Annotated in this window: 11 protein-coding genes; 9 read left to right on the forward strand and 2 right to left on the reverse strand. The window is 45.3% G+C overall.

What is annotated here, in order from left to right; translation table 11 throughout:
- Positions 1 to 61: 61 nt before the first annotated feature.
- From BMY60_RS03715 to BMY60_RS03730, 4 genes are read left to right on the forward strand one after another with little or no spacing between them, the layout of a single operon-like run.
- The gene (locus BMY60_RS03715; protein WP_090331304.1) at positions 62 to 1,297 is read left to right on the forward strand and encodes a CDP-alcohol phosphatidyltransferase family protein; all 1,236 of its coding nucleotides are present in this window, start codon (positions 62 to 64) and stop codon (positions 1,295 to 1,297) included.
- 18 nt (positions 1,298 to 1,315) lie between these two features.
- Positions 1,316 to 2,305, forward strand: a complete 990-nt coding sequence (locus BMY60_RS03720) for a diacylglycerol/lipid kinase family protein (protein ID WP_090331305.1) — start codon at positions 1,316 to 1,318, stop codon at positions 2,303 to 2,305.
- 17 nt (positions 2,306 to 2,322) lie between these two features.
- Positions 2,323 to 3,291 carry a hypothetical protein gene (locus BMY60_RS03725; protein ID WP_090331307.1) on the forward strand — a complete coding sequence of 323 codons (969 nt, stop codon included), beginning with the start codon at positions 2,323 to 2,325 and terminating at the stop codon, positions 3,289 to 3,291.
- 45 nt (positions 3,292 to 3,336) lie between these two features.
- On the forward strand, positions 3,337 to 3,981 hold the full coding sequence (locus tag BMY60_RS03730; RefSeq protein ID WP_090331308.1) for a DUF2959 domain-containing protein: 645 nt from the start codon (positions 3,337 to 3,339) through the stop codon (positions 3,979 to 3,981).
- Positions 3,982 to 4,095: 114 nt separating this feature from the next.
- On the opposite strand, the gene BMY60_RS03735 is transcribed toward BMY60_RS03730, so the two are convergent.
- Positions 4,096 to 5,850 (reverse strand): methyl-accepting chemotaxis protein, encoded by a 1,755-nt coding sequence (locus tag BMY60_RS03735; protein WP_090331335.1) that lies wholly within the window; start codon positions 5,848 to 5,850, stop codon positions 4,096 to 4,098.
- Positions 5,851 to 6,407: 557 nt separating this feature from the next.
- A complete protein-coding gene (locus BMY60_RS16580; RefSeq protein WP_371264184.1) occupies positions 6,408 to 6,620 on the reverse strand; it encodes a transposase in 213 nt (70 codons plus the stop codon).
- Positions 6,621 to 7,399: 779 nt separating this feature from the next.
- Between BMY60_RS16580 and BMY60_RS03745 the strand changes: the two genes are divergently transcribed.
- The 5 genes from BMY60_RS03745 to BMY60_RS03765 all read left to right on the forward strand — a co-directional run.
- The gene (locus tag BMY60_RS03745; protein WP_090331310.1) at positions 7,400 to 9,223 is read left to right on the forward strand and encodes a fatty acyl-AMP ligase; all 1,824 of its coding nucleotides are present in this window, start codon (positions 7,400 to 7,402) and stop codon (positions 9,221 to 9,223) included.
- A gap of 5 nt (positions 9,224 to 9,228) precedes the next feature.
- On the forward strand, positions 9,229 to 10,140 hold the full coding sequence (locus BMY60_RS03750) for an NAD-dependent epimerase/dehydratase family protein (RefSeq protein ID WP_090331311.1): 912 nt from the start codon (positions 9,229 to 9,231) through the stop codon (positions 10,138 to 10,140).
- Between the two features lie 56 nt (positions 10,141 to 10,196).
- Positions 10,197 to 10,424: an acyl carrier protein gene (locus BMY60_RS03755; protein WP_256250668.1), complete on the forward strand. Its 228-nt coding sequence runs from the start codon at positions 10,197 to 10,199 to the stop codon at positions 10,422 to 10,424.
- Positions 10,425 to 11,618 carry a serine palmitoyltransferase gene (locus tag BMY60_RS03760; protein WP_090331315.1) on the forward strand — a complete coding sequence of 398 codons (1,194 nt, stop codon included), beginning with the start codon at positions 10,425 to 10,427 and terminating at the stop codon, positions 11,616 to 11,618. It abuts the gene before it with no gap.
- Between the two features lie 161 nt (positions 11,619 to 11,779).
- A partial coding sequence (locus BMY60_RS03765; protein ID WP_143057345.1) for a helix-turn-helix domain-containing protein occupies positions 11,780 to 12,150 on the forward strand: 371 nt, incomplete at its 3' end.

Consider the following 12,150-nt stretch of genomic DNA (forward strand, 5'->3'; position numbering starts at 1 on the left):
GCACCGGGTATGCTGCTGAGACCGTTTGCTATAAAACAAAAATTCATTGAATTCACAATCTATGCAAAAAACAACTTATATCCTTATTATCGGTGGAAACAGAACTACCATATGGGGACTGGATGGCCACGAACGACTTGAACGCATGATACAGTCAATTAAGAATGTAAAATTGACTGAAAAAACGGACGATATACCAGACAACGCTCCCCTGCTTATTCTGAACGCTCATTATCTATTTGACAGCAGAGTGCTGACAGCATTAATCGCGTTGAAAGACCCCATGGTATTGTACAGTCATGACAATCAACCCGCTGCCGTCCGTACATTTGGCGGCCAGGCGTCTCACTTGCTGGGCGTGCTGGTAAAACCAAAAAACCAAAGGCCGGAGCATATTTTATCAGGGTTGCCGCGTTATACACTCAGCGAACTCAACATCGATTTTCAACAAAACCTGAAAAAAAAGGACCCACCTTATATTCTGCCAATTACGGAAGACAACCGCAAACGACTAGAGAAAGAATTGTTTTCAGGCTCCTATAAGGGCGTTACCGATCTGGTAACGAAGTGGCTGTGGCCGCTACCCGCCTTTTGGTGCACACATCTTTGCGTACGCAAAGGCTGGAAACCCAATCATGTCACACTGCTGAGCGCCGTTCTGGCATTGTTGGCCGGCATCGCATTCTGGTACGGTTTTTTTGCGATCGGTCTGATCATGGGCTGGATGATGACTTTCCTGGACACCGTTGACGGCAAATTAGCAAGGGTAACCGTAACGTCGAGTAAATTCGGTGACGTACTCGACCATGGGCTCGATATTATTCACCCGCCGCTCTGGTATCTGGCCTGGGGCATTGGTCTGGCAGGCACACTGACACCGATTGGCAACCTCGATCTATTGATCTGGCTGATGTTTTTCGGTTACATTGGCGGCCGCCTGTGCGAAGGCGCTTTCCAATTATGGCTCGCGCCTTTCGACATGTTTATCTGGCGCAAGGCGGATTCATTCAACCGGTTGATCACCGCCCGGCGCAACCCCAACTTGATTCTGCTGACCTATGGATGGATTATCGAACGGCCGGATGTTGGCTTGCTTCTTGTTGTTGCCTGGCATTTGTTGTCGACGGCTATCCTTTTGGGACGGCTGATCGCAGGATGGCGTATCTGGCGTCAACAAGGAAAGCTGCGTTCCTGGTTGCAGGATATAGATCCTGCACGTGACCGCAACATACTGGCGGTAAAAATATTCACACGCGCGCCAATCGACCCCAAACGCCTGCAACCCGCCAAGTTTTAACAGCTTACCAGCTCCTGCATGGCTGCCAAATCTCCAATAAACGCGACGTCGAAAAAAATTGGCCTGCTGCTAAACCCGATGAGCGGCCAGGTACGTAAGCGCGAACGGGCCATCCGGAATGCACTTAAGCAGATACCGGATGCAATACTATGCGAAGCAACCGACGCGACTGGATTTATTACAGCAACCGACACGTTGATTCAGGCCAAGATAGGCCTGCTGGTCATTGTTGCCGGAGACGGCACTTCACATGCCGTACTCAGTTATTTGTTCACAACCCTGCCGGTAACACGATGGCCTGTTTTAATGATAATTCCGGGAGGTACCACCAACATGACGCCTCTTGATCTGGGCATGCGGGGCAAACCGGAAAAAATTCTGCAACGTCTGGCACAGTATTTACAACATGCTGACGGCTGCAATACGGTTAAGCAGGTTCAGCGGTCTGCCTTATGCATCGAACAAAATGGGCGGCAAACTATCTACGGCATGTTTTTTGCCGCAGGACTGGTTGCGCGCGGCGTCAAATTTTCGCGCAGCAGCGTCAAACAAATCGGCATCACCGGCGGCATTTTCACCTTCCTGATCATGCTGCGTTCGCTGATTGGTCTGATTTTCAGCCACCAAAACAAACAATGGGCGCCTGTAACTATGTCCATACTCAAAGAAAACGGCGAGTCATTTCAAGGCACCTATCTTTTCACACTGGTCAGCGCACTCGATTGTCTGCTGTTAAACATGCGTCCATTCTGGGGCCATGAACCGGCACCGCTTCATATCACATGGGTCGACCAGCAACATAAACATCTCTGGCGCTCCTTATGGCCGCTGCTAAAGGGTAAAGCTGAGCGACTCAAGGCGCAGGACGGCTACCACAGTCACAACAGCCATAAGTTAACGATTCAAATGAATGACGAATATATCGTCGATGGCGAGTTATATCACTCGCCAGGCGGCGCCCCTTTACGTATCACCGCCACAGCCCCCGTCACTTTTCTTGTACTCTGATTATCTATTTACCAAAAATGACCGATCCCGAATCGACCTCACCGCTGCCCGAAAAACTGCTCAGCACTGTTGCCACACAATGCACTCGCAGTGTCGCCGTTGACTATGCAGTCTTCGCCGACGCTTTGCTGGAACGTTTCAAAACGGCTACCGATGCAATTATTCTGTACGGATCGTGCTTGCGTAGCGGCAATCTCGACGAAGGCATTGCCGATCTCTACGTACTGGTCGATAATTATAAAAATGCGTACACCCAACGTTATCTTGGCCTGCTGAATGCCTGGCTGGCACCGAATGTATTTTATCTTGAAGTCTTGTATCAGGGAAAAACACTGCGTGCCAAGTACGCGGTGATTTCTACTGCTGATTTTGAAAAAGGTGCCCGATTCTGGTTTCATTCTTATATCTGGGCACGTTTTGCGCAGCCATCGCGATTACTTTATGTACGCGACGATGCAATCCGGCAACGAGCATATCAAGCATTTGCCTATTCGGTGCTAGCGTTTCTGCGATCGGGCGTATGCGCACTGGAAAATAAGGCTTTCACAGTCGAAACACTTTGGACCCGCTGCCTGATGCTCAGCTACGCCGCCGAATTGCGGCCGGAAAACGAAACCCGTGCGCGGCATCTGGCAACCACGAACCTTATCGATTTTAAGCAATTGACGCAGGCCGCCTACCCTGCGCTAACCAACCTGCTCAGCTATCAGCCGGACAACGATACCTATTTGTGCCAAAATACGCCACATACACGCCGACGTGCATTACGGCACTGGATGCTGCGTCGCTGGCAGGGACGCGTTCTGTCAATCTTGCGTCTGTCAAAAGCTACACTGACGTTCAGGGACTGCCTGGATTATGCCGCCTGGAAAATCCAGCGGCATACCGGCGTACAACTTGAAATCACACCGTGGTTACGGCGGCACCCGATTATCTGGGGCTTTGTGGTCATATGGCAGGTACTGCGTAAAGGGGCCATACGCTGAATAGCGTTACATCATCCAAACAATCACAGAACAATGGGGGGAACCATGAACTCAAAAACGCTGTTATCCGCATTTATTTTTCTTCTTGTGTTTGGCGCTTGTTCAACCATGTACTACGAAGGCCTAGAGAAAATCGGCATCCCCAAACGGGACGTTATGGTTTACCGGGTGGAACAGGCACGCGACACGCAGGAGGAAACCAAAGAACAATTCAAATCAGCCCTTGCCCAGTTCACCGCAGCCACCCGTTTCAGTGGCGGCGACCTGGAAGCAATTTATACCAAACTTAACGACGAATACGAAGCCAGTGTCAGTAAAGCTGAAGAGGTCAGAAGCCGCATTGAAGATATCGAAGATGTCTCGCAGGCACTATTTGCCGAGTGGGAACAGGAAATCGCCCAGTACAGCAACGTCAATCTGAAACGCAGCAGTCAGGAGAAACTGAGCACCACAAAAACACACTACCGGCAGCTCATCGCATCAATGAAAAAGGCCGAAGCCAAGATCCAGCCGATACTGACCGTTTTCAGGGACCAGGTGATGTTTCTCAAACACAACCTGAACGCTCGCGCAATCGCGTCGTTAAAAAGCGAACTCGGCAGTATTGAATCGGATGTCACCGTGTTAATCGCCTCCATGGAAGAGTCAATCAATGAAGCCAATGCGTTTATTAACACCATGGAAAAATGACAATCAGATTAGCTGCAAGTCAAATATCCTCGGCATTGCGTCTGTGTCGCCACATGCGCCAATCAATTTTTTACAGCAAGGCGCATGTGAAGGTTCTTGAATGAACTATAGAACTTAAGCTGCTCGTTGTTGAGTATCATCGCTTGGAAGTCTGGTACTGGAGTGTTCCGATGCCGGCAATACTGAAACCAAAGCAGACTCACGCGATTCACATTTTAATTTAAAGCGTGCGATTGTTTGAACCAACTGAGCAGCCTGATCCTCCAGGTTTTCGGCAGCAGCCGCGGTCTGTTCGACTAATGCGGAATTTGTTTGAGTTGATTCATCAATCTGTGTAATCGCCAGGTTTACTTGCGAAATGCCACTTTGCTGTTCACTGGTGGCATGATCGATTTTTTTCATAAGATCAGACACATGACGGATTGAATTAACAATTTCTTTCATTGTGTTACGCGCCTGATCGACTTGCACCGAGCCCTGCTCGACTCGTTCAACGCTGACGGTAATCAACCTTTTGATTTCTTTCGCAGCGCCTGCACTATGCTGCGCCAAATTACGTACTTCACTGGCTACCACTGCAAAGCCGCGACCTTGTTCACCGGCACGCGCCGCTTCAACAGCGGCATTTAATGCCAAGATGTTGGTTTGAAAGGCAATACTATCGATCACATTGATGATGTCTGTTATTTTCTGTGACGATTCGCTGATATTCTGCATGGTATTAACAACTTGACCGACGGCTTCGCCGCCTTCGATCGCAATTTTGCTGGCCTTTGTCGCTAATTGGCTGACATTGCGCACACTATCGGCATTCTGATCCAGACTTGAACTAAATTCTTCCATAGACGCCGCCATTTCTTCCAAAGCACTAGCCTGCAGTTCGTTACGCTGACTCAAATCCAGATTACTGTGTGCAATTTGCTTACTGACTGCCGCCACGCTATCGGCATTGCCACGTATCGCTCCAATGATATTAGCCAGCTTGGTTTGCATGTCATTCATCATTTTTAGTAGTTTACCTTCTTCACTACGATCAGGCGCATCAACAGGGCGGCTTAAATCACCATCCGCAATTCGCATACCGATAGCACCTACTTTTACAAACAATTTTGACGTTCTATGCTGAACAAAAAATAATGTCAATAGAACAAATACTACCGCCAAACCTGTCGCAAATGTCGCCACGCCCAACCACTGCTCGCGGGTCGCCTTCACTGCTGCGAGTTCCTGTGCAGTTCGCTCGTCAAGCATGACAAAAAACTCATCAATAAATTTCATAATATCGGCTTTGTTTTGATGATAAGTTAAATCGTGCATCATCTCCCGCGCCTTTTCCATATCTGGCTCGGCTGTCTGCGTAAAATTACCTTGACTGTCGACATATAGTCCTTTAACCATATTCATTGCGATGGTTTCAGTTCGCACCAAGTTATCTGAGTTTGCCTGCGCTTCAGCAAGCTTGTCCAATTCAGCCTCAGAAAAACCCATCTGTTCCATCAAATCTAAAAGTGCGACAGTTTCACCATCAGACCGTATTGAATCCATACCGGCAGCACGAAAATCCCAATAAATACGCTCATAATTTTTTGGTCTCGCTTGCTTTCCGTTACGAATATTCAGAATTTCTAAATATTGATCTTCCCATTTTGTCTCACCACTAACGACGTAAGTCCGTGCAAGACGCGTCAAATCATCAGAGCTTTGTCGTAATTCGTCAGCCAACAAATAAGACTGATAACGGCGATTAGCCGCTTCATCGGACAATCGGCTATAGTACAAACTCATGATCGAACTGCCGATTGTTACTACAGCCAACAATATAATGATGATACCGACAATAATATAAGTTTTTTTCAAACTCCAATTCATTTTTTTCACCTGATAGTTGTAAAATATTAGCGGTAATGAAAAAAAATGTGACTCATAACACAACATCGATACATCAGTATGTTATAAATGATTGCACTTTTTAAACAGTTAGTTGTATTAAGTCTTACTTTCTTCATTTAAAATCATAGCAATAACTCGAAGTGATACATTTAATAAATACCAACTGTTTTACAATCTTTATCATTCAATGCACATAAATCCACAACATTCTCCAAACTTCGCTTCGCTCTTGAATAGCTTAAAACTAACTTGTTGATAATGCGATGTTCTGTATGCCATTTTCCACAACTTTTGGAGCAATATCAAACCCTAGAGAGGCGGCTCTTTTTCTCAGATTTCTGGCGACACGATCACGATATTGCTTTTCGTAATAGTCCTGTCCTTGGTCAACATACGCTACTCCATTCTTGAGCATGCTATAGAGATGCGGGCTAATTTATGCGCGGTAGCGCTAATCGCTTTGGGAGATCCAAGACGCGCCCGTTGCCGTCGATAAAATGCGCCCAATGCACTCTCAGAACCTGTCTGGTTAAAAATTAGACGCAGTTAGCGATTGTAATTTGAATCATGGCGATACGAATCATATTTTCAGCGGAATTGGCGAGGATTTCATAATCCCTGGGCAAGCGCCTGAAATTCCCAAGCCAGGCAAAGGTTCGTTCAACAATCCACAGCACTGGCAAAACAGCAAAGGCATTTTTGATTTTTTGGAGATATGCAATCTGCGTTGTAACGTGTTTTCTACAAATTCAACAGCTGTGCCGCGATACCCGGCGTCGCTCTTTAATACATCGCAACCGCCCTTGATATCGTACGTTGGCAGCATGCACAATTACCTGAACAAGATTTCCCATCGTATCCACCACAATATGCCGTTTTTCTCGATACTTCCGATCCAATTGATCCGTCACCTTTTCCCAAACGCCACGGCGGTTCCATTGGCTATAGCAATCGTAAACCGTTTTCCACGGGGGAAACTCCCTGGATAACAGTCGCTACTGCACTCCGGTCTTATTCAGATAGAAAATGGCGTTGACAATAGTGCGCTTGGCATGCTTTGCACCTGCGCCGCCGCGATTATCCGCCGGATCAAAAAAATGCTCGATTAACCCCATTCTTCATCAGAAACATCGCTCTCATACATCATCTTAACAAATAACTTTATATTGAAACCAATACTCTATGATAAATAACATGTTTTTGACCAGACGGTTTCTAATTTTGGATTCAATATACGTTTAAGACTATCTGCATTTAACCATGTACATAATTGTTGTTTTAGTACAACAACTGACGAAGATTACCTTGACAGAAAAAACCTCCTTATATAAGCTGCGCTTTGGTCAAATACGACACACTTATTGAACATTACGTAGAAATGTCAGCTGTTAGCGATTAATAGGAATTTTCCTGTAAGCGAAAAAGTCAATAGACAACATATAATAAGAGTTAACACGCACCATCAAGAATACCTTGCTATGGAAAGCAAGATGAAACGTACAAGTTATATTACTTCGAGGGGAAGATCTTGAGTTCGACAATAGCCAAGTTGAACGCTCCGCTAACGCAAGCGTTTGATTTTCAGCCTTCAAGCGAATTAAAAATAACACCAACACCGACACGCAATATACTTGCGCAGCAACTGGCGGGGTTTGATACCCTGACAAATGCGCTAGAGTATGCTGCTCAGGGAATAACAGGATATAACTTTTATAACGCGAAGGGTCATTTACATTCAGTTTTACCTTATAAACTACTCAGAAATAACGCACACTCACTTGCTCAACGATTAGCTGGCTTCAATTTGGCGCGCGGTAGTCGAGTTGCCATAATAGCCGACACATCTCCCGAGTTCATCGAGTTGTTTTTTGCATGTCGTTATGCTGGATTAATTCCTTTTGCAATGCCTGTCCCGGTTAATTTAGGTAGTCACGGAATCTATGTACAGCAATTAAGAGGAATGCTTGAAAGTAGTCAAGCAAGCATAGCGTTTGCCAATCTGGATTACGTCAATTTTCTTGAAGAAGCCACAAAGGAATTAATAAATTTGCATTGGGTGGGAACACCTGCACAACTTAAGGAATTACCCGCAAAAGAGGTTATGCTGCAGCCCAATGCCCCGAGCGAAGTAGCCTATCTGCAGTTTACATCAGGAAGCACGCGCACACCAAGAGGCGTTGTAATAACTGAACGTGCTCTCATGTGTAACCTGCAAGGCATTGTTCGTAATGGTTTGGAAATTAAGCCTGATGATCGATCTGCATCATGGCTGCCTTTTTACCATGACATGGGGTTAGTCGGTTTGGTCTTGGCCCCAATGGTTACGCAGCTTTCGGTTGACTACCTAGCCACACGGGATTTTGCTATACGTCCTTTGCAGTGGCTGCGGCTTATCAGTCGCAATCGCTGCACAGTTGCCTTTAGTCAGCCTTTCGGGCTCAAGTTGTGTACAATGCGCGTCCGCGAATCTGATTTGAATGAACTTGATCTCAGTTGTTGGCGTGCTGCCGGTATAGGTGCAGAAATGATCCGCCCGGAGACTTTAAGGAATTTTGCAGAAAAATTTTCTTCAGCGGGTTTTGATGACAGTGCTTTTTTACCTTGTTATGGACTCGCCGAATCAACACTTGCAGTTACTTTCTCAAAAATTAGTAAAGGATTCCACAGCATACAGGTTGACAGCAAAACGCTCGTTGACAAAAGAATAGCCACTACATTACGCGCTGAAGGCCGAAAATATAATGAATTTGTCAATTGTGGACGTCCGCTTCCCGGACACACAGTTAAGATTGTTGACGAAACCGGGCAACAATTGGATGACAATATGGTTGGCAGTGTTCTTGTCCATGGTGCAAGCATAATGACAGGTTATTACAACAATCCAGAAGAAACACGGAAAGCACTTAAGCCTGATAATTGGCTCGATACAGGCGACATTGGTTTTCTGTATGATGGAGACTTGTATATTACAGGCCGTCGAACAGATGTGATTATTGTCAATGGACGCAATATCCGGGCGCAGGATATTGAAGAACTAGCAGAACAACAACCTGAAATCAGATCAAGAGAAGCATCAGCATTCGGGATCAATGATGCAGATGGTGCAACAGTCATTGTATTGGTTATCGAGTGCCGACTGATTTCAACAGCAGAACGCCACTCATTGATCAAACGACTGCAGCAACTGGTTTATATGGCCTTTGGTGTTAACTGTGTTGTAGAACTGGTACCTCCACATACTTTGCCCAGAACATCTTCTGGCAAATTATCACGTTTTGCGGCCCGCCAAGGATATATTCAGCGCACGAACCTGGAAGAGCAACTGTCTGTGGCCGAATCCGGAGATCGCTAGCCTATATGCAAAAATTGGTAGCAGTAACGGGTGCTACTGGTTTTATTGGTAATCGGTTGATTAGCAAGCTTGTCAATGAAGGCTGGCAAATTATAGCGCTTTCTCGAAGTAAACGTAATAATACAAAATCCATACAATGGGTGCATGGAGATTTAAATAATCGCACTGCATTAGCTGAACTAACGCAAGATGCATCAGCAGTTATTCATTGTGCAGGCGCAGTGAGGGGGTGTTCTTTTGATGATTTCGTTCATACGAATGTAACCGGCACAAAGAACCTGCTTGATATTGTTATCCAACATAACAACCACCCTCGTTTTCTACTTATTTCTTCATTAGCTGCCAGACAGCCAGAGTTATCCTGGTATTCCAAAAGCAAAATTCTTGCTGAGCAAGAAGTAATCAGTAACTCTGCCAGCTTAGCCTGGACCATTTTTCGGCCCACTGCCGTCTACGGTCCTGGCGATAAAGAACTCAAACCGCTGTTTAAGGCGACCCGTAATGGTCTGCTTCCCGTAGTGGGGAAATTAAATAATCGGTTTGGGTTGATACATGTGGATGATCTAATTCGGGCAATTCAATTATGGCTCGATTCTGAAAAACCGTGTAACGGCATTTTTGAATTAGATGACGGCACACCCAATGGTTACAGTTTTGAATCTCTGGCAAATTTGGCACAAGAAGTTTGGAAAAGACCAGTTCGATGTATAATGATTCCTCATTTTTTGATTCAAAACATCGCCGTGTTGAATCTGTGGCTGGCACGTTTGTTACGTTATTCTCCAATGTTGACACCTGGGAAAGTAAATGAGCTCCAGCATCATGACTGGGTATGTGATAACAAGCCTCTTATTCGCGCATTGCCTGGCTGGCAACCTAGTATACATTTATATGAATCGTTACCTCGAATAGTGTAGTGCAACGACCTCAAAATTTTATTTGACATATGACAAAAAGTGACTATGAAGAGATCATGCAGCTATTATGTAACCGTCTCAACAGTCTGGCGAATTCTGAAGTTACCATAACATCCGAGACCAATATCATCAGTGAGCTATCAATTGACTCTATTAAGTTGTTGAACCTAATTATGGAAATTGAAGATACATTCGATATTTCCATACCTATCAATGCACTGGCGGATGTCCAAACAGTTCACGATCTCGCAAGCCTTATTTCAAGAATAAAATCTAATCAATAAATGAATTTACTCGAGAAACTCGATGCAGCTGCGGCTGCAAGAAAAGCAATGCTTCCAGAAGGTATTGGCGCATTTGGCGTCCCCATAGAAGAAGTCTACTCAGCAACCGAAGCACGAATTGGAGATCGCCGTGTACTTTTGCTTGGTACGAATAATTATCTAGGCTTATCGTTTTCTCCTAAGTGTATTCAGGCAGCGCATGATGCACTGGATGCGGAGGGAACAGGAACAACTGGATCAAGAATGGCTAATGGCAGCTACTACGGGCACCGCGCTCTGGAGCAGGAATTCGCTGACTTCTATGGATACTGCGCAGGAATTGTTTTTACAACAGGTTATCAGGCAAATCTTGGAACAATCTCCGGATTGGTAGGTCGTGGTGATACCGTATTAATCGACAGTGACTCTCATGCCAGCATCTATGATGGCTGTATACTCAGTGGAGCCGAGATCATACGCTTTAAACATAACGATATAGCCGATATGGGGAAACGTTTACGTCGTTTAGGCGAGCGCACTGAAAACACGTTGATTATCGTCGAAGGTATTTACAGCATGCTGGGAGATCAAGCGCCACTGACAGAAATTGTGAATCTTAAAAACAGATATAACTGTACGCTATTGCTCGACGAAGCACACTCCTTAGGGGTACTCGGCGAAACAGGTCAAGGCTTAGTAGAGAAAACTGGATTACAAAAAGAAGTAGATTTTATTACTGGTACCTTTAGTAAGAGCCTATGCAGCATCGGTGGGTTCTGTGTTAGCAATCATCCACAACTTGATCAATTACGTTATATCAGTCATCCTTATATTTTTACAGCTTCACCCTCACCCGCTACGATTGCATCCGCACGTGCGGCGTTAGTATTATTGCGGGAAGGGAAAGACTTACGCAAACAACTATGGCTAAATAGTACACAATTATACGCGCATTTAAAGAAAACTGGTTACAAACTTGGTCCCGAGCCTGGTCCCGTCATTGCCGCAGTACTTGACAGCCCAAAACAGGCATTACGAATTTGGCAAGGCCTACTGGAAAACAATATTTACGTAAACTTGATTTTGCCACCCGCCGCCCCAGAAGGTAAATCATTAATACGGTGTAGTGTTAATGCAGCACATACCACTGAGCAAATCACTTATGTAGGTGATACGTTTGCAAAATTATACCAGCAGCAGATTCTCAATTCATAAAAGTAATCTTGTACTGAGTCAGGAGATGGACTGGGTATACACATTTGATTACCAGCTTGAACACAAACTAGTACATCAGCCACATTATTTTGACGGATGCAAGTACACTTAAAAATGAGTAAGATATATAGATAATCTAATCTTATTTATGAGGTGTATTGATGCCTGCCAAGAAATATATTGTCCGCTTGAGTAAAGAAGAATGCGAAACACTCACCAAATTGGTAAGAACAGGAAAAGTTGCTGCTTACAAACGGCAACGGGCACAAATTTTGTTAAAAGCGAATGTAAATCGCTTTGACGGCGGCCTGCATGACAAAGAAATAGCAAAATCACTTGATGTTGGCAGGCGGACAATAGAGCGGGTCCGGCAACGACTGGTTGAGAAAGGTTTTCATAAAGTTCTGGAAAGGGAACCTCGCAAGCGCTCAAGAGCGCCACGTCTTGATGGTGAACAGGAAGCGCACCTGGTGGCATTGAGCTGCTCGGAACCACCTAATGGGCGCAACCGTTGGACACTGAAGTTATTGGC

Source organism: Nitrosomonas sp. Nm51 (assembly GCF_900111165.1).
GTDB lineage: Bacteria > Pseudomonadota > Gammaproteobacteria > Burkholderiales > Nitrosomonadaceae > Nitrosomonas.